Origin of the sequence: Lutibacter profundi (assembly GCF_001543325.1) — a bacterium.
In the GTDB taxonomy this organism is placed as follows: Bacteria; Bacteroidota; Bacteroidia; order Flavobacteriales; family Flavobacteriaceae; genus Lutibacter; species Lutibacter profundi.
On record NZ_CP013355.1, the window covers coordinates 99,757 to 126,223 of the forward strand.

The 26,467-nt window shown below is 29.9% G+C and carries 27 protein-coding genes; 9 read left to right on the plus strand and 18 right to left on the minus strand.

Features of this window, described 5'->3' with window-relative positions:
* Nucleotides 1–27 precede the first annotated feature (27 nt).
* A complete protein-coding gene (locus Lupro_RS00435; protein ID WP_068205539.1) occupies nucleotides 28–369 on the minus strand; it encodes a hypothetical protein in 342 nt (113 codons plus the stop codon).
* 422 nt (nucleotides 370–791) lie between these two features.
* On the opposite strand from Lupro_RS00435, the gene nifJ reads away from it, so the two are divergent.
* From nifJ to Lupro_RS00465, 6 genes are all read left to right on the plus strand, one after another.
* Complete coding sequence (gene nifJ / locus Lupro_RS00440) at nucleotides 792–4,322, plus strand: pyruvate:ferredoxin (flavodoxin) oxidoreductase (protein ID WP_068205540.1); 3,531 nt, start codon at nucleotides 792–794, stop codon at nucleotides 4,320–4,322.
* 135 nt (nucleotides 4,323–4,457) lie between these two features.
* A complete protein-coding gene (locus tag Lupro_RS00445; protein ID WP_068205541.1) occupies nucleotides 4,458–4,832 on the plus strand; it encodes a HEPN domain-containing protein in 375 nt (124 codons plus the stop codon).
* 61 nt (nucleotides 4,833–4,893) lie between these two features.
* Nucleotides 4,894–6,069: a GlmU family protein gene (locus Lupro_RS00450; protein WP_068205542.1), complete on the plus strand. Its 1,176-nt coding sequence runs from the start codon at nucleotides 4,894–4,896 to the stop codon at nucleotides 6,067–6,069.
* 76 nt (nucleotides 6,070–6,145) lie between these two features.
* Nucleotides 6,146–7,333, plus strand: coding sequence for a tRNA 2-thiouridine(34) synthase MnmA (gene mnmA, locus Lupro_RS00455; protein ID WP_068205543.1), 1,188 nt, complete (start codon nucleotides 6,146–6,148; stop codon nucleotides 7,331–7,333).
* Nucleotides 7,334–7,407: 74 nt separating this feature from the next.
* The gene (locus tag Lupro_RS00460) at nucleotides 7,408–9,024 is read left to right on the plus strand and encodes a S8 family serine peptidase (protein ID WP_335339120.1); all 1,617 of its coding nucleotides are present in this window, start codon (nucleotides 7,408–7,410) and stop codon (nucleotides 9,022–9,024) included.
* Nucleotides 9,025–9,975 (plus strand): NAD(P)H-dependent flavin oxidoreductase, encoded by a 951-nt coding sequence (locus Lupro_RS00465; RefSeq protein WP_068205544.1) that lies wholly within the window; start codon nucleotides 9,025–9,027, stop codon nucleotides 9,973–9,975. It begins immediately after the preceding gene.
* Here the strand turns inward: Lupro_RS00465 and Lupro_RS00470 are convergent.
* From Lupro_RS00470 to mtaB, 6 genes are all read right to left on the minus strand, one after another.
* The gene (locus tag Lupro_RS00470; RefSeq protein ID WP_068205545.1) at nucleotides 9,965–10,225 is read right to left on the minus strand and encodes a DUF1456 family protein; all 261 of its coding nucleotides are present in this window, start codon (nucleotides 10,223–10,225) and stop codon (nucleotides 9,965–9,967) included. The two genes, Lupro_RS00465 and Lupro_RS00470, sit on opposite strands and share 11 nt — an antisense overlap.
* A 12-nt stretch (nucleotides 10,226–10,237) precedes the next feature.
* A complete protein-coding gene (locus Lupro_RS00475; RefSeq protein ID WP_068205546.1) occupies nucleotides 10,238–11,152 on the minus strand; it encodes a sterol desaturase family protein in 915 nt (304 codons plus the stop codon).
* A 114-nt stretch (nucleotides 11,153–11,266) separates the two neighbouring features.
* Nucleotides 11,267–11,650, minus strand: coding sequence for a sulfite exporter TauE/SafE family protein (locus Lupro_RS00480; protein ID WP_335339121.1), 384 nt, complete (start codon nucleotides 11,648–11,650; stop codon nucleotides 11,267–11,269).
* Between the two features lie 88 nt (nucleotides 11,651–11,738).
* Entirely contained in the window at nucleotides 11,739–12,665 is a 927-nt protein-coding gene (locus Lupro_RS00485) for a lytic transglycosylase domain-containing protein (RefSeq protein ID WP_068205547.1), read from the minus strand.
* A 61-nt stretch (nucleotides 12,666–12,726) separates the two neighbouring features.
* Nucleotides 12,727–13,398, minus strand: coding sequence for an alpha/beta hydrolase family protein (locus Lupro_RS00490; RefSeq protein ID WP_068205548.1), 672 nt, complete (start codon nucleotides 13,396–13,398; stop codon nucleotides 12,727–12,729).
* Between the two features lie 8 nt (nucleotides 13,399–13,406).
* The gene (mtaB, locus tag Lupro_RS00495; protein ID WP_068205549.1) at nucleotides 13,407–14,741 is read right to left on the minus strand and encodes a tRNA (N(6)-L-threonylcarbamoyladenosine(37)-C(2))-methylthiotransferase MtaB; all 1,335 of its coding nucleotides are present in this window, start codon (nucleotides 14,739–14,741) and stop codon (nucleotides 13,407–13,409) included.
* Between the two features lie 48 nt (nucleotides 14,742–14,789).
* Here mtaB and Lupro_RS00500 point away from each other — a divergent pair, with 48 nt between their 5' ends.
* Complete coding sequence (locus tag Lupro_RS00500) at nucleotides 14,790–15,122, plus strand: antibiotic biosynthesis monooxygenase family protein (RefSeq protein WP_068205550.1); 333 nt, start codon at nucleotides 14,790–14,792, stop codon at nucleotides 15,120–15,122.
* 46 nt (nucleotides 15,123–15,168) lie between these two features.
* Here Lupro_RS00500 and Lupro_RS00505 read toward each other — a convergent pair whose 3' ends face one another.
* The 9 genes from Lupro_RS00505 to Lupro_RS00545 all read right to left on the minus strand — a co-directional run bounded on the left by Lupro_RS00505 (nucleotide 15,169) and on the right by Lupro_RS00545 (nucleotide 23,383).
* Nucleotides 15,169–17,295 (minus strand): S9 family peptidase, encoded by a 2,127-nt coding sequence (locus Lupro_RS00505; protein ID WP_068205551.1) that lies wholly within the window; start codon nucleotides 17,293–17,295, stop codon nucleotides 15,169–15,171.
* A gap of 48 nt (nucleotides 17,296–17,343) precedes the next feature.
* Nucleotides 17,344–18,078, minus strand: a complete 735-nt coding sequence (locus tag Lupro_RS00510) for an endonuclease/exonuclease/phosphatase family protein (RefSeq protein WP_068205552.1) — start codon at nucleotides 18,076–18,078, stop codon at nucleotides 17,344–17,346.
* A 17-nt stretch (nucleotides 18,079–18,095) separates the two neighbouring features.
* A complete protein-coding gene (locus tag Lupro_RS00515; RefSeq protein ID WP_068205553.1) occupies nucleotides 18,096–18,380 on the minus strand; it encodes a hypothetical protein in 285 nt (94 codons plus the stop codon).
* A 3-nt stretch (nucleotides 18,381–18,383) separates the two neighbouring features.
* Complete coding sequence (locus Lupro_RS00520; RefSeq protein WP_158499541.1) at nucleotides 18,384–19,220, minus strand: rhomboid family protein; 837 nt, start codon at nucleotides 19,218–19,220, stop codon at nucleotides 18,384–18,386.
* 2 nt (nucleotides 19,221–19,222) lie between these two features.
* Nucleotides 19,223–19,966 (minus strand): rhomboid family intramembrane serine protease, encoded by a 744-nt coding sequence (locus tag Lupro_RS00525; protein WP_068205555.1) that lies wholly within the window; start codon nucleotides 19,964–19,966, stop codon nucleotides 19,223–19,225.
* A 20-nt stretch (nucleotides 19,967–19,986) separates the two neighbouring features.
* On the minus strand, nucleotides 19,987–21,765 hold the full coding sequence (mutL, locus tag Lupro_RS00530; RefSeq protein WP_068205556.1) for a DNA mismatch repair endonuclease MutL: 1,779 nt from the start codon (nucleotides 21,763–21,765) through the stop codon (nucleotides 19,987–19,989).
* Complete coding sequence (locus Lupro_RS00535) at nucleotides 21,765–22,055, minus strand: hypothetical protein (RefSeq protein WP_068205557.1); 291 nt, start codon at nucleotides 22,053–22,055, stop codon at nucleotides 21,765–21,767. The genes mutL and Lupro_RS00535 overlap by 1 nt, the downstream gene beginning before the upstream one ends.
* Nucleotides 22,056–22,132: 77 nt before the next feature.
* The gene (ribH, locus tag Lupro_RS00540) at nucleotides 22,133–22,612 is read right to left on the minus strand and encodes a 6,7-dimethyl-8-ribityllumazine synthase (protein WP_068205558.1); all 480 of its coding nucleotides are present in this window, start codon (nucleotides 22,610–22,612) and stop codon (nucleotides 22,133–22,135) included.
* Between the two features lie 6 nt (nucleotides 22,613–22,618).
* Entirely contained in the window at nucleotides 22,619–23,383 is a 765-nt protein-coding gene (locus Lupro_RS00545) for a tetratricopeptide repeat protein (protein ID WP_068205559.1), read from the minus strand.
* Nucleotides 23,384–23,495: 112 nt separating this feature from the next.
* Between Lupro_RS00545 and recF the strand changes: the two genes are divergently transcribed.
* Both recF and Lupro_RS00555 read left to right on the plus strand, forming a co-directional pair.
* Nucleotides 23,496–24,575, plus strand: coding sequence for a DNA replication/repair protein RecF (gene recF, locus Lupro_RS00550; RefSeq protein WP_068205560.1), 1,080 nt, complete (start codon nucleotides 23,496–23,498; stop codon nucleotides 24,573–24,575).
* Nucleotides 24,575–24,871, plus strand: coding sequence for a DciA family protein (locus Lupro_RS00555; protein WP_068205561.1), 297 nt, complete (start codon nucleotides 24,575–24,577; stop codon nucleotides 24,869–24,871). The genes recF and Lupro_RS00555 overlap by 1 nt, the downstream gene beginning before the upstream one ends.
* A gap of 59 nt (nucleotides 24,872–24,930) precedes the next feature.
* Here Lupro_RS00555 and Lupro_RS00560 read toward each other — a convergent pair whose 3' ends face one another.
* Together Lupro_RS00560 and Lupro_RS00565 are read right to left on the minus strand one after the other, a co-directional pair.
* Complete coding sequence (locus tag Lupro_RS00560) at nucleotides 24,931–25,350, minus strand: nucleoside-diphosphate kinase (protein ID WP_068205562.1); 420 nt, start codon at nucleotides 25,348–25,350, stop codon at nucleotides 24,931–24,933.
* Between the two features lie 68 nt (nucleotides 25,351–25,418).
* Nucleotides 25,419–26,456, minus strand: a complete 1,038-nt coding sequence (locus tag Lupro_RS00565) for an alkaline phosphatase D family protein (protein WP_068205563.1) — start codon at nucleotides 26,454–26,456, stop codon at nucleotides 25,419–25,421.
* Between the last annotated feature and the right edge of the window lie 11 nt (nucleotides 26,457–26,467).

Below are 26,467 nucleotides of genomic sequence, written 5' to 3' on the forward strand. Positions count from 1 at the left end.
ACATTAATATTAAAATATTGTTTAAATTTACTCTGGTAGTCCACTTATTTGCCAATCTTTAATCGCTTTTATTTGTGTTGAAGATAATGAGCCATTTAATGGCATAGAACCATCTTCAATCCTGCCAATTAAATTTCTGTTTTGAACCGCCTCTTTAACATTGTCGTATGATATTAAAGGCATAAGAGCTCCATTTATTGGTGGACTTGTATGGCAATTAAGGCAATTAACATCAATAATTGTCTTAACAGTATTCGTATACGTAATATTACTAGCTTCTACAGGTAAATTATTATCTTCACTGGTACATGAAATTAAGAGTAATGTTAATAATAGTATTTTAGAAGATAGTTTTATATATGATTTCATTATAATTTTTTTTTAGTTAGGGTATATACATCATATAATCGTTTTAAATTGTAATAAATTGCATTTACTAATGTGAATGTTTTTATATTCATACATGGAAAAGAAGTAATAATATTTAAATTATTTGTATGAAATATAGAAGATTTAAAAGTCTTTTTTTATGTAAAACTTAATGCTGTTCTTTTTACATTTTATTTTTTTTATTCCTTAATATGCTTATTATTAACTCATTAAATATGTTTTGTTAAAATAATTTTTTAAAATTAGGGTTCCTAATTTGCTGACATATATCATTATAAATATAAGTTTATTACTATAATTTTACTGGGTCAAATCGAATAGTAGAATAATAAAGATTTGTGGAATGATTCCATAGTAGCTATCCATTTTACAAATAATTATAGTTAAATATCAAAGTTAAGATGAAAGAAGAGAAAAAAAAATTAATTTGTGATGCTAATGAAGCAGTTGCTATAATGGCACACAAAACAAATGAAGTTTGTGCAATTTATCCAATTACACCAGCATCACCTATGGGTGAGCATGCTGAAGTTTACAGTGCAAAGGGACAACAAAATATTTGGGGAAATATTCCTCGAATAATTGAAATGCAAAGTGAAGGAGGTGCTTCAGGTGCAGTTCACGGATCATTACAAGGAGGAGCTGTAACTACTACTTTTACGGCATCGCAAGGATTGTTATTAATGATTCCAAATATGTATAAAATGGCAGGTGAATTATTACCTACTGTAATTCATGTAGCTGCAAGAACAATTGCAACACATGCATTGTCAATTTTTGGAGATCATTCTGATGTAATGGCAACAAGAGCTACCGGTTTTGCTATGTTATTTGGTGGTACTGGACAAGAAGCTTATGATTTCGCACTCATTTCTCAAGTGGCTACTTTCAAAAGTAGAATTCCATTTTTAAATATATTTGATGGTTTTAGAACTTCACATGAAATTACTAAAATTGATGCTATTTCAGATGAGGTAATTTCATCAATGATGCCAGAAGAAGAAGTGATGAAACTTAGAAAACGTTCATTAAATTCTGATAATCCTGTTATTAGAGGTACTTCTCAAAACCCTGATGTTTTCTTTCAAGCAAGTGAAGCATCAAATATATATTATCAGAAAGTTCCTGAAATAGTTCAAGAAACTATGGATGAGTTTTACAAACAAACAGGAAGAAGATATAGTTTGTTTTACTATGTTGGTCATCCTGAAGCTGAAAAAGTAATTGTTATTATGGGTTCAGGTGAAGGTCCAGTTGGTGAAGCTGTTGAAGCTATGGTAGCAAATGGAGAAAAAGTAGGAGCTTTGTATGTACGTTTATATCGTCCATTCTCAATTTATCATTTTATAAAAGAATTACCTAAAACTGTAAAAAAAGTAGCTGTTTTAGATAGAACTAAAGAACCAGGAAGTATTGGAGAGCCTTTATACCTTGATGTAGTTAGTGCATTTGTTGAAATGGGAGAAACAATGCCAACAATTATAGGAGGTCGTTACGGTCTTTCTTCAAAAGAATTTACACCTGCAATGGTAAAAGGTATTTATGATGAGTTAGAAAATAATTCTCCAAAAAATCACTTTACAATTGGTATTAATGACGATGTTACTCATACCAGTTTAGATTATAATCCAGAATTTAAAACTACTAGAAATACATTTAACTGCATGTTTTATGGCTTAGGGTCTGATGGTACTGTTGGAGCAAATAAAAATTCAATTAAAATTATTGGTGAAACTACAGATAATTATGTACAAGGTTATTTTGTATATGATTCTAAAAAAGCAGGAGCGCAAACAATATCTCATTTACGTTTTGGACCAGAGCCAATAACAGCATCTTATTTAGTTGATAAAGCGAATTTTATTGCAGTTCATCAATTTAATTTTATATACAAGTATGATGTTTTAGATAATATAAAAGAAGGAGGTACATTTTTATTAAATTCACCTTATTCAAAATATAAAGTTTGGACTGAGCTTCCAAGTATTTTACAACAAAAAATTATTGATAGAAATATAGATTTTTATGTAGTTGATGCCACAAAAGTAGCTCATGAAGTAAATTTAGGAAAACGAACAAATACAGTATTACAAACTTGTTTCTTTGCTATTTCGGGAGTTTTACCTAAAGATGAGGCTATTAAAAAAATTAAAGCAGCCATTGTTAAATCCTATTCTCACAAAGGAGAAAAAGTTGTTAATATGAACTTTAATGCTGTCGACAAATCTTTAGAAAACTTAGAAAAAGTAGAATACCCTCGTCATACTACCAATAATGATGAACTCAAGCCAATGATGCAAGAAGGTGCCGATGAGTTTGTTACAGAAATTTTAGGAACTATTTTAGCAGGAAAAGGAGACTCTTTACCTGTAAGTGCATTTACTGCTGATGGTACTTTCCCTACAGGAACTACCAAATTTGAAAAACGTGGTATTGCAGATTATGTTCCTGTTTGGGACGATGCAGATTTATGTACACAATGTAATAAATGTGTAAGTATTTGTCCACATGCTGCAATTAGAGCCAAAGTAGTACCTAATGATATGCTAACTGATGCTCCAGCAGGATTAAAACATGTACCTGCAAAAGGTAGACCATTTAATAGTGAAACAGAAAGTTATATTTTACAAGTTTCTCCTGAAGACTGTACAGGTTGCGATTTATGTGTAGAAGTTTGCCCAGCAGAGAGTAAAGAAGTAGAAGGTATTTTTGCAATAAACATGTCTAGAAAATTAGACGTTGAAAAGGTTGAAGATGAAAATTGGGATTTCTTTATTGATTTACCTGATTATGATAGAAAAGAATTAAAAATATCTACAGTAAAAGGATCACAATTTTTAGAACCATTGTTTGAATTTTCAGGAGCTTGTCCTGGTTGTGGAGAAACACCATACATAAAATTGGTAACTCAGCTATATGGAGATAATATGATTGTTGCTAATGCAACTGGTTGTTCTTCAATTTATGGAGGAAATTTACCTACAACACCTTATACAACAAATAAGTTTGGAAGAGGACCTGCTTGGGCAAATTCACTATTTGAAGACAATGCTGAATATGGTTTAGGTATGCGTTTAGCATTGACAAAAAAACAAGAGATAACTTTTGAGCTATTAAAATCTTTGGAAAGTAAAATAGGAAGTACTTTAGTCAATAAAATTATTGATAATACTGAAGAAAATGAAGCTCAAAAAGAAGAAAAATTAAAAGATATTGAAGAGCTTAATGCTATTTTAGATACAATTGAAACTAAAGAAGCTAAAAAACTGAGAAACCTTTCAGAATATTTGCGTAAAAAATCGGTTTGGATATTTGGAGGTGATGGTTGGGCTTATGATATAGGTTTTGGTGGTTTAGACCATGTGTTGGCTTCAGGTGAAAATGTAAATATTTTGGTTATGGATACCGAAATATATTCAAATACAGGAGGTCAGGCATCAAAAGCTACCCAAATGGGAGCAAGTGCTAAATTTTCAATAGGAGGTAAAAAAACAGCTAAAAAAAGTTTGAGCTTACAAGCTGTATCTTATGGAAATGTATATGTGGCTCAAATAGCAATAGGAGCTAAAGATAACCAAACTCTAAAAGCAATTCAAGAAGCTGAAGCCTATCCAGGAACATCAATAATTATTGCTTATTCACATTGTGGTGATCACGGATATGATTTAAGATATGGAGCAGAGCATCAAGTAAAAGCCGTTGAAACAGGTTATTGGCCATTGTTTAGATTTAATCCTTTGGCAGAAAAAGGAAAGAAATTTAGATTAGATTCTAAAGCTCCTTCAGCACCATTAGAAGACTTTATGTATTCTGAAACTCGTTTTACAAGAGTTGTTAAAGACAATGCAGAAGTGGCCAAAGAATTACTAAATCAGGCACAAAAAAATGTTGACACTCAGTGGGAACGTTTGGAACTTTATAAAAATTTATAATTTCTAAAATTTAGAAGTGCCAAGTAGAAAATACTTGGCACTTTTTTGTATCTTTAGTTAAAATTACAGTAAAAATTTACTGCATTAAAGGAATCACTTTTATTTTTTTAGAACATAAAATTAAAAAATTAACAGATGAAATCAAGATCAGATGCTTTTTTAAAAGAAGCGACAAAGAAACTTCAAATTGCCAAAGAAGAAATGTTTAAACCTGCTGAAGATATTGTAAGTTATTCAGTATGTAAAAACTCACAATTTGCTATTGAGAACTTTTTAAAAGGATTTTTAACAAAAAATAACGTTAAATTACAGCCAAACGAAACAATTGCCACACTATATAGTAAATGTATTACTATAGATAATAATTTTAAAGCAATTGAAATGAGTGCCATTAGTTGTAAAAATCATACAATTGATTCTCGTTATTGTTCCGAGATTAATACAGTTAGCGCTTGTTATGATACGGCAGATAATATAGATACTTATTTAAGAAAAAATAGTATACTATAATTTTATTTTACGTTTGAGAAAGAAAAAAACTTGCTGTACCTTTGTGTAAATTACAATTAAAATGAATTATATTTTATTTGATGGGGCAACTCGTAATACACTTTTACCTTTAACGTATACAAAACCAGTTGCAGATTTACGAATAGGTATACTTACCATTCGTGAGAAATGGGAAAAACAATTGGGATATACAACATCTACACTTACCGAAGATTATTTAGAAGAAAAGTATCCAATGGTTGAAATGGAGCAAAATATTATGATAAATGCTTCTTTTTTGCCAACAAAATTACTTGTTAATCAAATTCTAGAACTAAAAGAAAATCAGGCTATCTATAAAAATGATGAAATTATAGCATTTTATACAACAAAATCTCAAGATGAGGTTGATTTTAAAAAATACAAACAAATTGAGTTTATAAGTGAGGTATTTCAAATTAAAAATACCTGGGACTTATTTTCATTAAATGATAAAGCCATTAGAAATGATTTTGAATTAATAACTAAAGGAAGAAAATCTCAACCAATACCTGATAGTGTTCAATGTTTAAGTAAAGAGAATATATTTATTGAGAAAGGAGCTAAAATTACCTTTTCAGTTTTAAATGCAAGTAAAGGACCCATTTATATAGGTGAAAATACAGAGGTAATGGAAGGAAGTTTAATTAGAGGCCCTTTTAGTTTAGGAGAAAATGCTGTAGTTAAAATGGGAACTAAAATTTATGGAGCAACCACCGTTGGTCCATATTGTACAGTTGGAGGTGAAGTAAAAAATTCCGTATTAATGGCATATTCAAATAAAGGACATGAAGGTTATTTAGGAGATTCTGTATTAGGTGAATGGTGTAATATTGGAGCAGATTCAAATAACTCTAACCTAAAAAATAACTATGCCCAAGTTAGAATGTGGAACTATGAAACTGAGAGCTTTACTAAAACAGGATTACAATTTTGTGGCCTAATTATGGGCGATCATTCTAAATGCGCTATCAATACAATGTTTAATACGGGAACTGTTGTAGGTATTAGCGCCAATATTTATGGAAGTAATTTCCCTAGAAATTTCATTCCTTCTTTTAGTTGGGGAGGAGCTGCAGGGTTTTCAACATATCAAATTAATAAAGCCAATGAAACAGCTAAATTGGTAATGCAACGAAAAAAGATAGAATTTGATGAAAAAGAGCAGAAAATTTTAACTCATATTTTTGAAATTACTAAAAAGTATAGAAATAATTAAAATAATTGATGCCCCGTATAATTAACTTTTCCTTCATAAAACTTATCCGTAACTTCGCAAACTAAAATAGCATAAAGTGAAACGTGTAATTGTAGGTCTTTCAGGCGGAGTAGATAGTAGTGTTGCTGCATATTTGTTAAAAGAACAAGGGTATGAAGTTATAGGCTTATTTATGAAAAATTGGCATGATGATTCTGTAACCATTTCAAACGAATGCCCTTGGTTAGAAGATAGTAATGATGCAATGCTAGTTGCTGATAAGTTAGGAATCCCTTTTCAAGTGGTAGATTTAAGTGAGCAATACAAAGAGCGTATTGTAGATTATATGTTTAGAGAATATGAAATGGGACGTACACCAAACCCTGATGTACTTTGTAATAGAGAAATTAAATTTGATGTATTTTTAAAAATATCAGAAGAATTAGGAGCAGATTATGTGGCAACAGGTCACTATTGTAGAAAAGGAGAAGAAGAAATTAATGGGAAGCCAGTTTTTCAATTATTAGCAGGTTTAGATAAGAATAAAGATCAATCCTATTTTTTATGCCAATTATCTCAAAAACAATTATCAAAAGCTCTATTTCCAATTGGTGAATTAACAAAACCTGAAGTTCGTAAAATAGCAGCAGAACAAGATTTAATTACAGCAGAAAAAAAAGATTCTCAAGGGTTATGTTTTATTGGAAAAGTTCGATTACCTGAATTTTTACAACAAAAATTACAGCCAAAAGAAGGTGTGATTGTTAAAATTCCAAGTGATTCAAAAATTTATAACAGGGAAATTCCAACCTTTGAGACTAAAGAAAAAGAATTGGCATTTTTTGCAACTAAATACAATTACAATATAGTTGATGGAGATGTTGTTGGGAAACATCAAGGGGCACATTATTTCACAAAAGGTCAGCGTAAAGGACTGGCAGTTGGAGGAATGAAAGAACCTCTATTTGTAATTGAGACTGATGTTGTACAAAATGTTATTTATGTTGGAGAAGGTAAAAGTCATAAAGGATTATACAGAAAAGTATTGTTTATAACCAATGAAGAAATACATTGGATTCGAAAAGATTTAACACTAAAAAATGGCGAGACCATGGAAGTCAAAAGCCGCATTCGTTATCGTCAAAAATTAGAAAGGGCTACATTGTACAAAGTTGAAAAAGGTATGTATGTCCAATTTGAGAGCAATCAATCTGCCATAACCGAAGGACAATTTGTTGCTTGGTATATTGATGATGAATTATTGGGGTCAGGTGTAATAGCTTAACCTTTAACACTTTTAAAGTGAAAAGATTCAATTAAAATCAGTAATTTTGAGTATGTAATCCCAAATAAATTAATGTGAAAATAAAATTACTCTTATTTTTTTTATTTTTTTCACTGGTAAAATTAGTTGCTCAGGTAGAGGATGCTTGGGTTTATTTTAGTGATAAGCCCAGTGAAGTATCATTTGTTTCAGCACCTTTAACAATGCTCACACAGAGAGCTTTAGATAGAAGAACGCGATACAATATACCAATAGATTTTAAAGATATACCAGTTGAAGCATCTTACATTACCCAAGTTCAAAATACTACAGGTATTAGTGTAAAGGCAAAATCTAAATGGCTAAACGCCATACATGTACAAGGGCTTCAAAGTGACATTAATAATCTATTAAATTTAAGTTTTGTTGCACAAATTGAATATGCTAATAAATTATTAAATACTAGTGGTAAAGAAGTTGTAAACAAAATAATTACTCAAAAGAAAAAGAGTTTAGATTTTAAATCAGATTTTAATTATGGGAATGCATCCAATCAAATTCAGATGTTGAAAGGAGATGTGTTACATCAAAATAATTTTACAGGAGAAGGAATACAAATAGCCGTTATTGATGCTGGATTTCCTAATGTAGATAACTTTACTGCTTTTCAACGAATTCGTGATAATAATCAAATTTTAGGCGGATACGATTTTGTAAATAGAAGCACCAATTTTTATACAGGGCATTATCACGGTATGGCAGTACTTTCAACAATTGCTGGCTATATTGACAATGAATTTATAGGTACTGCACCTGATGCTAAATTTTATTTATTTATTTCAGAAGATTATTTAAATGAAACTCCACTTGAAGAAAGTTTGTGGGTTGAAGCTGCAGAAAGAGCTGATAGTTTGGGTGTTGATGTTATAAATACGTCATTAGGATATACAACTTTTGACAATTCGAATTATAATCATTCATATAGCGATATGGATGGGCAAACTACTTTTATTTCTAGAGGAGCAGAAATTGCTTTTTCACGTGGAATGATTGTAGTAAACGCTGCGGGTAATGAGGGAAGTAGTTCATGGAAATATATTAGTGCACCTGCTGATGCCACTTCGGTTTTAAGTATTGGAGCCGTAGATGCTTTAGGTGTAATTGCTAGTTTTAGTTCATTTGGGCCAACACCTGATGGTAGAATAAAACCTGATATTTGTACTCAAGGAGCCAATGTTTATATAATAAATTCTTCAGGTGTTACTGCTACCTCTAACGGAACGTCTTTTGCTTCTCCAATAGCAACCGGAGTTATTGCTTGTTTATGGCAGGCATTTCCAGATAAGACAAATACTGAAATAATTCAGCTTGTTAAAGAATCATCACATTTATATGCAAGCCCTACCGCTCAGGAGGGATATGGTATTCCAAATTTCGAAACAGTATATAATGTTCTTGATATTGATATGAATGAAACTATAGAGTTTACATTGTTTCCCAATCCAACAAATAGTAGCATCAATTTTAAATTTCCAAGAAATATTGAAAAAATTGAAGTTAATATATATAATTTATTAGGGAAAAAAGTATTTCAAAAAAATATTCAACAAAATGCTCCTGTGGTTGATGTGTCTTATTTATCTAGTGGTATTTACCTAGTTCAAATAAAGGGAGATAACAAAATAGAAACACTAAAATTGATAAAAAATTAAATGACAAATCGTATTACGAAACTTTTTGATATTAAATTTCCAATCATTCAAGGAGGAATGATTTGGAATAGTGGTTGGAAACTTGCTTCTGCAGTAAGTAATGCAGGTGGTTTAGGATTAATTGGAGCAGGGTCTATGTATCCTGAGATTTTAAAAGAGCATATTCAAAAGTGCAAAAAAGCAACCAATAAACCTTTTGGAGTTAATGTTCCAATGCTATACCCTAACATTGAGGAAATTATGCAAATTATTATTGATGAAGGAGTTGAAATTGTATTTACTTCAGCAGGAAATCCAAAAACATGGACTTCTTTTTTAAAAGAAAAAGGTATTATTGTTGTACATGTAGTAAGTAGTGTAAAATTTGCTGTAAAATCTGAATTAGCCGGTGTTGATGCAGTTGTTGCTGAAGGTTTTGAAGCCGGTGGGCATAACGGGCGAGAAGAAACCACTACGTTCACATTAATTCCTATGGTAAAAGAGAAACTAAAAATTCCTGTGATTGCAGCAGGTGGTATTGCAACCGGAAGAGGTATGTTGGCTGCTATGGTTTTAGGTGCTGATGGAGTTCAAATAGGAAGTAGATTTGTTGCAAGTAATGAGGCATCTTCTCATATTAATTTTAAAGAAGAAGTTGTTAAAACCCAAGATGGTGATACACAATTAACATTGAAAGAATTAGCACCTGTTAGATTGATTAAAAATCAATTTTACAATGAATTACATGATTTATATCAACAAAACCCAACTGTTGAACAGTTGAAAGAAAAGTTGGGAAGAGCAAGAGCTAAAAAAGGAATGTTTGAGGGAGATATAAAAAATGGTGAACTTGAAATTGGACAGGTTGCAGGGTTAATTCACGAAATTAAACCAGTAAGTGTAATTGTACAAGAAATTGTGAATGAATTTAACGAAGTAAGTTCTTCATTTTCTTCAAAATTTATTTTTTAGCAGGAAGTTGTTTATCTTCTTTTTTTGGCATTGGACCACGTAAATGTATTACCAATCCGTTTAAAAAATTTCGTAATATTTGATCTCCACATTCCATATATTTTGGGTGGTCTTCCTTTCTAAAAAAAGCTCCTAGCTCACTTTTAGAAATTTTAAAATCTACCAAAGCACATATTTTTACAATATCATCATCTCGTAATTTTAGTGCAACACGTAATTTTTTAAAAATATCATTATTTGTTAATCCCATTAGGCAAAGATACTATTTTTTCAATGCTAACTGCATTTGTTTTACTGTTTGTGTACTATTATCATGACTCCAGCCAGGAGGGCCAAAAATATACATAAATTTATGATACCAATTTTTTGATTTTTTAGTGTCATTCCAAATATCTTTGTATTCATGTGTTAGTATTACCCAAGGGTTATATGAATCTGGGGCGTGAGTAACACCATATTCTATAGCAACTGTTTCATCTAATTCTTTCCAAGAACCAAATATTTTATCGAAAATATTCAAAAAACCGCCATGGTTCTTATCCATATACTCCACATTTTTTGCGTGATGAACTTGATGCATTGTGTGTGTATTAAATATTTTTTCAATGAATCCCATTTTTGGAATATACTTTGTATGTAGTTGAAATTGCCATAAAGCTTCTATACCTAAACATACAACAACCATTTCAGGTCTAAAACCTAATGCAGGAATCCACATATAAAACAAAGGTTTATATAAAATTGTAAACCAACCATTTCTAACAGCAGTACCTAAATTATAATTATCGGATGAATGATGAACAATATGAGCAGCCCATAAAAAGCGTACCATATGATTCTGTCTATGGAACCAATAATAGGTAAAATCATCTAAAATTTGACAAGCTATCCAAATATACCAAGCATAGCCGAAAGATTCCCATCCCATAATATTTGTTCTTACACCATTAATTTCTGGATTAAATATTTCAAAAATAAAATTAAATATAACAATTGCTGAAATAGTTTTAATTAGTGGAGCAATTATAGCAGAGCCAACACCCATAAATAGACTTGAGCCTAAGTCTTTCAAATGATATAGTTTTTTATTATTGTGACTTTTACTATAGGTATATTCAAGTAAAATAAGCGCTAAGAAGAAAGGTACTCCGTACACTAAAGGGTTTGTAAAATTCATTTAGTATTTTTAAGATTCGAAAAATAGTAATAAATTATGGAACCTTAATTATTTATTGAAAAAGATATTGCTATTTGTTATTAAATTAAATAATATTTTAAGATTTAAGAGTTTCTATTTTGTAAATATTAATTTAATGGCTACAATTAACATCATAACACCAAAAATCTTTTTTAACATCCTTTGGTCAATTTGTAGCGCAATTTTTGAACCTAAAAAACCACCAATCATAAATAAAACAGCCACAAGTAAAGCTATTCTCCAATCTATATTTCCGCCTTCACCAGCAGTATGATAGTTGTAAACGGCAAAAAAAGTAACAGGAGGCAGCATAACGGCTAAACTTAATCCTTGCGCATTATGCTGTGTTAAACCTAAAAACAAAATAAATAGGGGAACCATAATAATTCCACCACCAATGCCTACCAATCCACTTAAAATTCCTGCTAATAAACCTATGATACTTAAAATAATAATTGTTGTTAACGTCATTTTCATCTATAAATTTTATTTTTTAGGGGTAAACAGTTGCTGTTCGCTATTAATCATTCCTTTGTGTATCAAAATTTGTTATGTTCGTTTCATATTAGTTTTCAATAGGAATTTTTAGTTGATACAATTTTCTTGATTTATTATTTAATTTATTTTCACGTAACCAAGGGTTGTGTAGTTTTAAAACTTTATAATTGATTCCTAATTTTTTAGAAAAAACAGCAATATTAGAAATTACAGTATCAACTTCAATAATTTTTGTAGGAGTTAGTTTATACAAATCCTCTGTATCAAAAAGGAAACCATATTTTGTAGGGTTTGTTAATATTTCTTTTAAAGCAACCATTCTAGGAACATAACGTTGTGTTTCTTCTCCCAGAAGTAAATCGTAATAATCAGTCACTTTTTGTGCTTCAATTTTTTTAGCGACACCTCTTATTCCAGCATTGTAGGCCGCAGCGGCCATTGTCCAACTTCCAAAACGCTCTTTGGCTTTTTTTAGATAATCACAAGCTGCTTGTGTTGCTTTTTCTAAATGGTAACGTTCATCAATATTCTCATTAATTTCTAATCCGTTTTCTCTACCAGTACCTTTCATAATTTGCCAAAATCCTTTGGCACCAGCAGGAGAAGTTACATTTTGTAATCCACTTTCTATAACGGCTAAATATTTAAAGTCATTTGGAATACCATTTTTTGCTAAAATAGGTTCAATAATAGGAAAGTATTTGTGAGTTCTTTTAAAAAGGAGTAATCCATTAGATTGCCAATAGGTATTTACCAATAATTCTCGGTCAATACGTTCTTTAATATCAGCTTTTTCTATAGGTACATGTTCTCCTGCAAATTCAAGATTTAAGGGTACTTTTAAGGCTCTAATTTGATAAGTTTCACTAGTGTTTTTGTCACTTTCATTTATTTTGTTGCTTTCTTTTATCGTTTTTGTTTCTCTTGCAAAAATTAATAATGAACTTATCATTATAATGGCAACTAAACCTAAAATTTTAACTAAATTATTCATAACATAAGGTATTTGTTGATGTAAATTACAATTTATTTTGGATTTTAGATAAAAAAGTATGCTATTTTAACAGCAAAAGAGAATCAGCAATTATTTTACTAATTATTTTTGCTTTGTTAAGTATCATAACATGAGTACCATTTTTGATTTCAACACAATTTTTAATATGTTTGATGGGGAAAATATTGTCGTTAGTACCATGAATATGTAGTAAATTCTCTATGGGTTTAGTTTGGTTCCAATGCAAAACATTGTAAATGGCCCAATTCAAGTAATTACTATTTCTAACAGATAAGTATTTTTTATAGAGTTCAACTTTAGTTTTTGCTTTTTTACCAAAAGCATATATTGTAAATTCTTCAATATTTGTAATTACTTTTGTTGGAAATAGTTTGTATGCCTTCGTTTTTTGAATAATTTTTAATCTTTTAGGCAATTCATTTGAAGTTTTAACACTTGAAATAATAATTACTTTTTTAGGATTTAAATGCTTACTCATTTCTTGTGCAATAATACCTCCAAAAGAAACACCTACAATAACAGGATTACTGTTGGTTATTGAGTCTGTCATTCTTTTAGCATAATCTTGTATAGATTCATGTTCTGAGAGTGGAATTAACCATTCCAAAAAATGGAGTTCAAAGTCAGTTTCAGAGAATTTTAAAAACTCAAAAATTTTAGAGCTTGCAGCTAAACCTGGAACAAAATAAATATGAATTTTAGTTTTTTTCATTAATTAAATTAAGCATAAGTAGGAACGTCTATCCAGTTAAAACGAACAATTCCATCTTCATCAATTTCAGTTAACTTTATATGTTGAAGTGTATTTACCAAGGCTGGATTCCAAGGGGTTTTTACCTTCACATAATTTTCTGTAAACCCATGAATAAACCCTTCTTTATTTTCGTTTTCAAACAGCACTGTTAATTTATTTCCTAACTGACTTTCATAAAAAGCTCTACGTTTTTTTACGGATAAACCACGCAACATTTTACTGCGTTTATTTCTAACTTTTTGAGGAACAATTTCAGCCATTTCAACAGCCTCAGTATTTGGTCTTTCTGAATAGGTAAAAACATGTAAATACGAAATATCCAACTCGTTAAGGTAATTATAGGTTTCTAAAAAAAGTTCGTCTGTTTCACCCGGAAACCCAATGATTACATCAACACCTATACATGCGTTAGGCATTACTTTTTTAATAGTTTCAACCCTGTTATCATAAGTTTCTCTTAGATAACGACGCTTCATTTTCTTTAATAATTTATTGCTACCACTTTGTAAAGGGATATGAAAATGAGGGACAAAACTATTAGATTGTGCAACAAAATTTATAGTTTTGTTAGTAAGTAAATTTGGTTCTATGGAAGAAATTCGTAACCGATGAATGCCCTTAACCTTATCTAACGCTTGTACTAACTCAAAAAAGGTATGTTCGTGTTTTTTATTTCCAAACTCACCCTTGCCATAATCTCCTATGTTTACACCTGTTAGTACAATTTCTTTAATACCTTTTTCTGAAATTTCTTTGGCATTTTTTAGAACATTCTCTAAAGTATCACTACGTGAAATACCTCTAGCTAATGGAATTGTACAGTATGTACATTTATAATCGCATCCATCTTGAACTTTTAAAAAAGCGCGTGTTCTATCTCCAACAGAGTAAGACCCAACGTAAAAATCAGCTTCTTCAATTTCACATGAGTGAACTTCACCCATCTCATTTTTTGAGAGGTCATTTATATAATCAGTTACCTTAAATTTTTCTGTGGCTCCTAACACCATATCTACACCGTCAACAGCTGCTAATTCTTCAGGTTTTAATTGAGCATAACAGCCTATAGCAATTAAAAATGCGTTTTCATTTTGTTTTAAAGCTGACCTTACAATTGTTTTAAAACGTTTGTCCGCATTGTCAGTTACTGAACATGTATTTATAACATAAATATCGGCCTTTTCATCAAATTCAACACGATTAAACCCTTCGCTCTGAAAGTTTCGAGCAATGGTTGAAGTTTCTGAAAAATTTAATTTACATCCCAATGTGTAAAATGCAACTTTTTTTTGTGCGCTCATTCTTGTACATTTATCGGATGCAAAAGTACAGAATTTTATTTTTATAATATGATTGCAAATACGCCAAAACCACCTTATTATGCTGTAATATTTTCGTCAATTAGAGCTAAGGAAGATGTGAGTTATAGCGAAATATCAGATAAAATGATTGAATTAGCCCAACAACAGGAAGGTTTTTTAGGAATGGAATCTGCTAAAAATGAAATAGGGATAACTGTTTCTTACTGGGATAGTTTAGAAGCAATTAAAAATTGGAAAATGAATGTTGACCACGCAGAAGCAAGAGAAAAGGGGAGAAGTATTTGGTATGAAAAATTTAAGGTTAGAATAAGTAAAGTAGAACGAGATTACGGGTTTGACAGCTTTAGTCTAAAGAAATAGCCTAAAAATAGTTGATATTCTAACTGTTTTTAGGCTTGCTTAAATTTTAGTTATTGTTTTCAACAATATAATCTAGCATTTTTTTAACTAAATGAACTCTATCAACTCCACGAACATTGTGTTTGTGCATTGGATAAGTAAAAAAGTCTAGTTGTACTTTATTTTTTACAGCTTCTTGTAATAAAGTCATGCTGTGTTGTGGCACAACAGTTGGATCAACACTTCCAATAATAAGTAATAATTTTCCATCCAAATTTTTGATATAATTATGCACTCTTGCTTTTTTATAACCTTCAGGATTTTCTTGTGGAGTATCCATATAACGTTCACCATACATTACTTCATAATATTTCCAATCTGTAACAGGACCTCCAGCAACAGCAGTTGTAAATACTCCTGGATTGCGTAACATTAGGCTTGTGGTCATAAACCCACCATAACTCCATCCGTTTATAGCAATTCTATTACTATCAACATAATCTAACGATTTCAAATAGTTGATTCCTGTTAACTGATCTTCAATTTCAATATCTCCTAAATGTCGGTGAATAATACTTTCAAAGGCAAATCCTCTATTAGCAGAGCCTCTGTTATCGAGTGTAAACACAATATAGTTTTCTAATGTAGCAAACGCAGGCATCCATAAGCTAGAACCAGCAAGCCAAGAATTAGTAACTAGTTGAGCGTGTGGTCCACCGTAAACGTATATCAAAACTGGGTATTTTTTTGAAGCATCAAAATCTGCAGGTTTTGTTATTTTTGCGTATAAATTGGTTCCATCATCAGCTTTTAAGGTTATAAAATTAGTTGTTCCTAGTTTGTAACCTTTTAGTGGGTTTTTAGCAGAAAAAATAACAGTTATTTTACCATTTTTGGTGTTTGCAATTTCAATATTACGAGGGATATTAATATTGCTGTATGAATTAATTAGGTAATTTCCATCAAAACTAAGTTGCGTTGTGTGTGTGCCTTCTTGTTCAGTTATGCGAGTGTATTTACCTGTTTTTAAGTTTACTTTGAATGTGTGATGTTCTCTTGGGTCAACACCTGTACCTGTTATAAATACATTTTTCCCATTTTTATCAAACCCTAAAATACCCGTAACTACCCATTTAAAGTTGGTAACTTGTTTTTCTAGTTTGCCTTCGGTAGTGTATTGGTATAAATTCATAAAACCATCACGTTCACTAAGCCATAGAAAATTAGTGGTGCTATTGGGTAAAAATACGGCGTCGTGCTCAGGTTCAGTCCACTTTTCATTTGTTTCTTCAAATAAAGTAGTTGTTTTTTTTCCTGTTTCAGCGTTGTAACTATTATACCATACATGGTTCTGAGCTCTGTTTATTTCGGCAACGAGCACATATTTTTCATCAGGAGTCCACGATAAATTGGTTAAATAATGTTCATCAGAAGTGTCAATATCAAGATAAATAGTTTTAGATGTTTTTAGGTTGAAAATACCAATTTTAGCTTTTTCACTCCCTTGTCCTGCCATTGGGTATTTAATATTATTTAATGAAGCAGGGTAAGTAGTAATATCAACTAAAGGATAGTTAGTGACATTACTTTCATCTTTTTGATAAAAGGCTAACAAATTACCTTTCGGGCTCCAAAAGGTGCCTTTTACGATACCAAATTCACTTCTGTGAATTGCTTGTCCTGAAACTATATTTTTATCATTTATTGAAGTTACTGCAATTTTTGATGATGAAGCAGTTTCTATATATAAATTATTGTCTAACGTATAGGCAATTGCCTTGGCTTTTGGGTTGTATTCAGCATTTTTAGCCTCTTTTTCAAAAAGAACAGGTGTTTCTTTTGAATTATTTAAGTAATTAAATAATTCAATAGTATTTTCATTTCTAAATGTAAGTGTTGTGGTTGAAACTTCTTGTAAACGAGGAAGACGCTTTAATGTTGGGTATTCTTTTTGAAGTTGTTTTAAAGAAATAGTAGCAGTAATTTTATTCGATTTTGCATTTGTAAAAATGAATTTATTATTTTCTTGAAATACATAAGTGTTAGCGTTGTTAACCCAATGTAAATTGTTTAATGTTTTAGGATACAAGCCTTTGTAGAAACCTAAAACAGCATTTTCAAGAGTTAATTCTTTTTGTTGAGAGAAACCTAAGAAGTATGCAAATAAAAATAGAAATGGTATTATTTTTTTCATGAGTAAGTTTTTTAATGGTTTACAAAGTTAAAGATTAATCGTTTTTAATCACTGATTATTATCACTTTGGGTATTAAAGTTCAACCGAGCCATAATTGGAAAATGATCGGAATATTTAACATTAAATGTTTTAAAATTATTGACTTTAATTTGTTTACTGGCTAAAATAAAATCGATACGAAAAGGAAAATATTTATAATCAAAAGTTTTTCCAAAACCACTGCCAGCAACTTCAAAAGCATCGTTTTTACCTTTTTTTAGTTGATGGTAAACCCAAGAAAATGCAGTATTGTTAAAATCTCCACATGTAATTGATTTATACCTTGTTTTTTTTTCATGCTGCATTATCAAGTTAGTTTGATTTGCCTGTTTTTTGAAAGCTTCTTCAACCCTAATTTTAAATTTTTTAGATTTTTCCTGATTAAAATAATCTTCTGTAGGACTAATTTTTAATGATTCAAGGTGAATATTATAGATTCTAACTGTGTCTTTATTTATAACTATATCAGCAAAAATGGCATTATTACTACTATTTGAGAAATCTAATGAACCGGCATCAATTATTTTATATTTAGAAAAAATGGCATGTCCAAAACGATTGTTTTTACTACTTACTTTAATGTATTTGAAAGAGTATTCAAATCCTAATTTTACAGTAGGGTTAAATTCTTGGATACATAAAATATCAGGATTTTTAGTATTTATAAAATCGTAAATGTTTTGATCAACATCCTTTTTTTCAATCCAGTTATAAAGGTTAAACATTCTAACGTTATAACTCATTACTTTAACATCAGTACTTAGTAAAACTTTTTTTCCTTAAATCTATATAAGTTGTTAATATGTTGAAAACCAATTAATAAAATAATTGTTGAAATCAAAAATTGCCGTTTTAATTTTAAAATCCAATAACATACAAATAGAAGATTTATAATAATTAAGATAGGTACTGAAAGTCCTATAAATGAAATTAATGAAATAGTATTTGGAGAAATATAATAGCTTAAAAATGAAATTAGCAAGATAGCTGCAAATAATGAGTTAATTGTTGCTATTAATTTGTTTATGAATGATAGTTTTTTCATCCGTTATTTTTTACCAGCCCTAAATAAAAAATCTTTTTCTTCTTTTGTTAAACTTTCGTAACCAGATTTGCTTATTTTATCTAAAATGTCGTCTATTTTACGTTGTTTACTTTTGGAAACTTCATTTGTTGAAGTTCTTTTTTTTGTTTTATATACTGCTTTGAATGGCGATTTCTTTTTAGGTTTTAACAAGTTACTAAAATATTCTACAATATATTCAAACCAACTTCCTATATCATTTCCTTTACTTAGTTGTTTTGTATAAATGTAACCAAAAATTGCACCACTTAAATGTGCAATAGCAGATCCTTTATCAGGGTTTGCTAGTTGTAAAATACTTAGCACTACCCAAATAGCAGCTAACACCCATAATTCTACACTTCCAATAAAACGTAATTGAAGTGAGTATCTAGGTATTTTAGTAGCAATAGCAATAAATAGGGTTGTTACTGCTGCAGAAGCTCCAGCTAAAGGAAGTGCAACAGTTTTAGCTACAAAGTAATAATATCCTAAAAATACAATTCCGCCAAAAATTCCTCCCAAAAAGTAAAAATTAATAAATTGCTTTTTGGTATAAAAATCTAAAAATAAATTACCAATATAATATAAAACTAGCAGGTTTGATAAAATATGAAATAAGTTTTGATGTATAAAAGCGTAAGATAGAAGAGTCCATGGTTTACTTAAAAAACTGTCTAAATTTGAAGGCAATGCAAACCATTCAATAATGTATTTATTGAGTAAAACGGTTATTAAAAATAAAAATACGTTGATGTAAATTGTTTTTTCAACAATGTTTGCTTTGTAATAGGCTTGCTTTATGTCATTAAATATACTCAAAACTAATTCCAACGTTTAAATTGGTTTTGTTTCCAATACCAAACAATAATAAAACCTATTAATGCACCACCAATGTGTGCCCAATGAGCAACATTTGGACCACTACCAATAGAATAGCCAGTTAAACCAAAGAATAAATCTCCTAAAATTATTAAAGGGATAAAATATTTTGCAGCAATAGGGACAGGGAAAAATATCAATGCTAGTTTTGCATTAGGGAATGCAAACCCGAAAGCAACTAGAACGCCATAAATAGCACCAGATGCACCTACCGCAGATGAATGATAAGCACCGTATATGGTAGCAAGACTTTCTTCAGAGATACGGTCTAAAATTTGAGGATTGTAACTTCCTGTAGTTAAAATATGTTGAATTTCAGAAGATGATAATCCTATATTAACCAATTTATCAGAAACAGTATTAAACTGTAAATAGTTTGCCAATGTATAAATTGCTGCAGCACCTAAACCTGCAGAAAAATAGAAAAATAAAAATTTATTTCGCCCCCACATTTGTTCCAAAGGGGTTCCAAAAGCCCAAAGAGCATACATATTAAATAAAATATGCATAAACCCTCCATGCATAAACATATGTGTTAAAATTTGCCACACACCAAAGTTTGGATTCATAGGGAAATGTAATGCAAATAAGTTTTGTAGGCCTAGGTTAGGTAATAATTGTGGAGCAATAAAAAATATTACATTAATAATTATTAAATGTTTAACAGCTTCGGTAATTCTTCCCATAATCTATAATAGTATGATGTTTAATGGTTAAATATTTTATCTATTTCTTCAATATTTATAGTTATAAATGTTGTTTTTCCAAAGGGTGATAAATCAGGTTGTTTACATATAAATAGTTTATTTACAATTTCTTCCTGTTCTTTTAAATTTAATATAGTACCCGTTTTAATGGCTAAACTTTTCGCAAGACTTTTTGCCATAATATCTAGTTGGCTAAAGCTAGCATTTGGGATGTCATTTTTTATATCTTCTAACAATTGTTCAATAATAATTGTAATTTGACTTTCAATAATGCCAGTAGGGATTCCATTTATAATGATAGCATCTCCTAAAATTTCATCAAATTTAAAACCAATATTTTCCAAATCTTCTTTAATTTCTTTTATCAGTTCAATGTCGTTCTTATTAAATGAAATTTCTAAAGGAAATAGTAGTTGTTGACTTACAGCTTCTTTTACAGTAATGTTTTCTAAAAACTCTTCATATAAAATACGTTGATGAGCCAAATTTTGATTGATATATACAATGCCAGATTTTATGCTACTCACAATGTATTTCTTATGAATTTGATATGTTTTATTTGTTGTATTTTCTTCAGAGAATAATGATGCATTTACGGTTTCAGATTCTACTTCAATATTATGAACATTTATATTGGTGTATAAACTCTTCCATTGTTGCTTCTTTTCACTTCTGAAAGGGTTAAAGTCTGGATTAACAGTTATTTTTGGCGTATTAGATTTTTTATCTTTGAAGTTGTAAGGTGTATCTAAGGATGCACTTCTTTCAAAGTCGAGAACAGGTCCAACATTGTATTGTCCTAAGCTGTGTTTAACTGTTGAATGTAAAATGGCATACAGTGTTTTTTCATCATCAAATTTAATTTCTGTTTTTGTAGGATGAATATTAATATCAATACTTTTGGGAGGTACAGTTAAGTATAAGAAATAGGATGGATGATATCCGCTAGAGAGTAGGCTTTCAAAAGCACTTGTAACTGCATGATTTAAATAGGCATTTTTAATGAAACGATTATTTACAAAAAAGAATTGTTCACCTCTTTTTTTCTTAGCGAATTCAGGTTTAGCAACAAATCCATTAATTTCAATAATGTCGGTTACTTCATTTATTGGTACTAGTTTTTCATTGGTTTTTTTACCAAAAACAGTCACAATTCGTTGGCGTAAATTACTTGAACCTAAGTGGTAAATTTCATTATCATTATGATAAAGTGAAAATGAAATAGTTGGATGTGCTAAAACAACTCGTTGAAATTCATTAATAATATGGCGAGTTTCTATGGTATTTGATTTTAAGAAATTTCTTCGAGCAGGAATATTATAAAATAAATGTTTCACGGCTATTGAAGTTCCTTTTGGTGTTGAAATATTTTCTTGAAAGATAATATTACTGCCTTCTATTTTTATATAAGTTCCTAATTCTTGGCCCTCTTGTTTGGATTTTAAATCTACATGAGATATGGCAGCAATAGACGCCAATGCTTCACCTCTAAAACCTTTTGTATGTATATTAAATAAGTCTTCTGCTTTTTTTATTTTTGATGTAGCATGGCGTTCAAAACTAAGTCTGGCATCAGTTCTACTCATTCCATTACCGTTATCAATTACTTGGATAAGTGTTTTTCCTGCTTCCTTAATTAGAAGTTTAATAACAGTTGCTTCTGCATCTATGGCATTTTCTAGCAATTCTTTAACTACTGAAGCAGGTCTTTGTACAACTTCACCTGCTGCAATTTGATTTGCAACATGGTCGGGTAGTAGTTGAATAATATCAGGCATTAGAATAAAGTATGTAAGTCAAGAATATAAGCGGCAATACCAACTAAAATAGCTATTATAATTGCCAATCTCAAGTTAGAAGATTTATTAGTAGCACTTCTTTTACTTTTTACCCAGTCATTTTTTAAATTGTTTTTTGTGAGCGTAATTTTAGAGCTTTGATTTGTTTTATCTTTATTTCCATGATATTTTTCTTCTAAATTCCGCAAACGTTCCTTCCTTTCGTTGTAGAAACGAGGTTTATAATCAAATACATAATGAGCGCGAGGCTTAAATAATTTGCCGAACATAAAATTTAAATTAATCTGTAAAAACCAAAAATACAGAATTATAAAGTGGTGGTCAAGTTTTGTGAATAAGAAGTCTGTTAAAACTCTCTTAAAGCTGCCATTTTAATTGCTGCAATAGCACATTCAATTCCCTTATTTCCCAGTTTTCCTCCAGAGCGATCAATAGATTGTTGTTTAGTATTATCTGTTAAAACACAAAAAATTACAGGAATATCGTATTTAACATTTAAGTCTTTAATGCCTTGTGTAACAGCATCACATACAAAATCAAAATGCTTTGTTTCTCCTTGAATAACATTGCCAATGGCTATAATAGCATCTAATTTTTGAGTTTCTATCATTCGTTTACATCCAAAAATAAGTTCAAAACTTCCAGGCACATCCCAACGCAAGATGTTTTTTTTAGATACACCATTTTCTAAAAATGCTTTTTGAGCCCCTAAAAATAAGTTATCAGTAATATCAGGATTCCATTCTGAAACAACAATCCCAAACCGAAAATTTTTCGCGTTTGGGATTGTTGTTTCATCGTAATAAGATAAATTAGTTGTTGCCATTACATCTTATTTTTTTGATGCATAGGTTGCTTTACTAATATAAATATCAATATTTTTTGCCTCGTCAGAGGTAGGGTAATCTGATTTAATTCTATTAAATAGTTCTAGAGCCTTAGAATATTGTTCTAAATCCATAGCCGTATTTCCTGCTTTAAAAAGAAAGAGAGGTGTAGAAAAATTATTATCTCTTAAATTAGCTGCTTTTAAATAGTAATCTAAAGCATCTTCAGGTTGATCTATGTCTGAAAATGCATCACCAATAGCACCTTTAGCAATAGGAGCTAATAACTCATCTTCTGAAGTGTATTTTTCTAAATAGTCTATAGCTTCTTTATATTTTTTTAATTTTAAATAAGAAATCCCAGCATAATAGTTAGCTATATTACCAGCCTTGGTTCCTTTATATTCATTCGCAATATCAATAAATCCATATTTCCCATCAGCGCCATTTAAGCCTAAATTAAGTAGAGAATCTACCGCTACTAAACTTTTATTCGCTTCTTCAAAATAAACTTTTGGAAAAGCTAACTCGTTTGCAGCTTCTTTTTCTTTAGGAGCTTTTATATATTTTTGATATGGTAAATAACTTAAAATTAAGACGACTATTAAACTCAGAACAATAAAAATTGTTTTTTGATTTTTTATTACCCATTTTTCTGATTTTGAAGCAGTTTCATCTAACGTATTAAATACTTCAGCCGTTGTTGATTTATCTTCAACAGAAGCATGTTTCTTTTTTGCTTTACTTCCAGTCTTTTTATATGTTGCCATTTAATGTAAAATTTGTAGGCGCAAAAATAGCCATTTTAATTGGAAAGTAAAAATGCAATTATATCAAAATTTTCATTTATTTTCAATAATTTTAGAAATTCAAAAATAATACATGTATTTACAAAAAATAACATTGGTGAATTTTAAAAATTTTGAAACTCAAACATTTGATTTTCAGGAAAAAATAAACTGTTTTGTGGGGAACAATGGTGTAGGGAAAACCAACGTTTTAGATGCTATTTATTATTTATCTTTTGCAAAAAGTTATTTTAATCCGGTGGCTACACAAAATATTAGGCATTCTGAAGATTTTTTTATGATTGAAGGAGAATATCAAATAGACAACAAAATTGAGACCGTAATTTGTAGTTTGAAACGAGGAAGCAAAAAAGTAGTTAAACGAAATGGTAAAATTTATGAAAAATTTTCTGATCATATTGGTTATTTACCCTTGGTTATAATTTCACCTGCAGATAGAGATTTAATAACTGACGGAAGTGATACAAGAAGGAAATTTATAGATAGTGTTATTTCACAATCAGATAATAAATATTTACAAACTTTAATAAAATATAATAAAGTATTAGTACAACGTAATTCTTTGTTGAAATATTTTGCCGTTAACAGAACTTTTGATGCATTAAATTTAAAAGTTTATGACGAACAACTGGCTAGGTATGGAAATATAGTTTATGAAAAAAGGAAAATATTTTTAAATGAGTTTATTCCAATTTTTAAAAATAGATATAAAATAATTTCTAATAGCTTAGAAAGTGTTGCTTTAATTTATAAATCACAACTGAATGAAGGAGTTTTTTTAGAATTATTGGCTCAAAGTGTAGCTAGGGATCGCGTTTTACAATATACAAGTACAGGAATTCATAAGGATGATTTAACTTTTGAAATTGATGGACATCCTATTAAAAAATTCGGATCTCAAGGGCAGCAAAAGTCTTATTTAATAGCGTTAAAATTAGCTCAGTTTGATTTTATCAAGGCTCAATCTAATGTAAAACCAATTTTGTTGTTAGATGATATTTTTGATAAACTGGATGATTTAAGAGTAGCTCAAATAATAAGTTTAGTAAATAAAGATGAGTTTGGGCAGTTATTTATAAGTGATACACATAAAGAACGTACTGAAGCTGCTGTAAAAGTAACAAAGCAACCATATAAAATATTTCAATTGTAATGGCAAAACGGCAAAATGAATTTCATTCAATAAAAGATTTAATGAAAGATGTTATTAAAGAAAATAAGTTAACTAAAGGAATGCTTCAACTTTCAGTTAAGGAAGCTTGGACAAAGTTAATGGGTGTTGGAGTTGTTTCGTACACAAATAATATAGAACTGCATGGCAAAACGCTAATTGTAAATTTAAAATCCTCAGTTTTAAGGGAGGAATTAAGCTATGGTAAAGAAAAAATAATTAGAATGATGAATGAAGAATTAGGAACTAATTTAATTTCAAAACTTATTTTGAGCTAAATAAAAAAATCATTGCAAACACAACGATTTTTTTATTTTTTTGAAGATATAGAAAACCTTTAGAATTGTTCTCTTCCTGAAAAATGATAAGCAGCTTCAATTGCAGCATTTTCATCACTATCTGAACCATGAACTGCGTTTTCTCCCATAGAAGCAGCATATAATTTACGAATAGTTCCTTCTGCTGCATCAGCAGGATTGGTAGCACCAATCAGTGCTCTAAAATCTTCAACTGCATTTTCTTTTTCTAATATAGCAGCTATAATTGGACCACGAGTCATATACTCAACTAATTCACCAAAGAAAGGACGTTCATTATGAACGGCATAAAATTCTTCTGCGTTAGCTACTGTCATTTGCGTCATTTTCATTGCTACAATTCTAAAACCCGCAGCATTTATTTTTTCTAATATTGCTCCAATATATCCCTTTTCAACTGAATCAGGTTTAAGCATTGTAAATGTTCTGTTTGTTGCCATTATTTTTATAATTAATTTTTTAAAATTGGGGCAAATATACTATTTTAAACTAAAAGTTGTATTTGCTACTAGTAATTTTGAGTTAAGGTTTCGTGAAGTTTATTGTTTTCACCTCTAATTTCCATAATTACGGTATTGGTTTTAAAATTAAACTTTAAAATTCCAAAGTTCTTTTTTGAAACTACATTGCCAACTCTATACTTATTTGGCTCACCACTATAATTTGTATATGAATGCGTTAACCCACTAGAAGTAAAATCTATTAAAGGGTAGTTTAAACCTGCAATGTTTTTTTTAGAAAACTCAGCAATATGTCTATCTCCAGAAAGGATAATTACATTTTTTGATTTTGTTGTTTTTATTAAATTTTCTAGTTTGTCTACTTCATGTGGCATATTTCCCCAGCTTTCGTAACCGTGTTCTGAAGATAAAAATTGAATACTGCTAACAATTATGGTATAAGAAGCTTTAGAGTTTTCTAACTGATTTTTAAGCCAATTCCATTGTACTTTTCCTAACATAGTTCCCTCTCCATATTTATTGGGTTTATATCTTTTTTTGGTGTCGGTATCAGGAGTTAAAGCGCTTCTAAAATAACGAGTATCTAATAAAATAATTTTTATAGTTTTGTTCATTGTGGTGAAATCTTTCGAGAAATAAACACCTTCTTGTTTCCTTCTTTCATCGTTGTTAGGGACATTGAAAAAGTCTAAAAATAATTGTTGTGATGCCGCTTTTTTAGGATACTCGGCACCACCATCATTTATTCCATAATCGTGATCATCCCAAGTAGCAAGAATATCCATGTTTCTACTAAAATTAGAATAACTTTCATTGTTTTTCAGCATTAAGTAATTTTGCTTTAAATATTCCATATCCTCAGTGTCAGAATAAATAACGTCACCTCCCCATATCCAAATATTAGGATTGTTTTTAACAATTTCATCCCATAAAGTATTTGGTGCATGTTGATTGTTACAAGATCCAAATGCAATTACAAAATCGGTTGTAGTGTTTTTTGAATCTGTAATTTTTTTTGACTTTTCTTCAGTTTTACAAGAAATTAGTGTTACAAATAAGAAGAAAAATAATTTAAAATAATTCATTTTTTAAATTT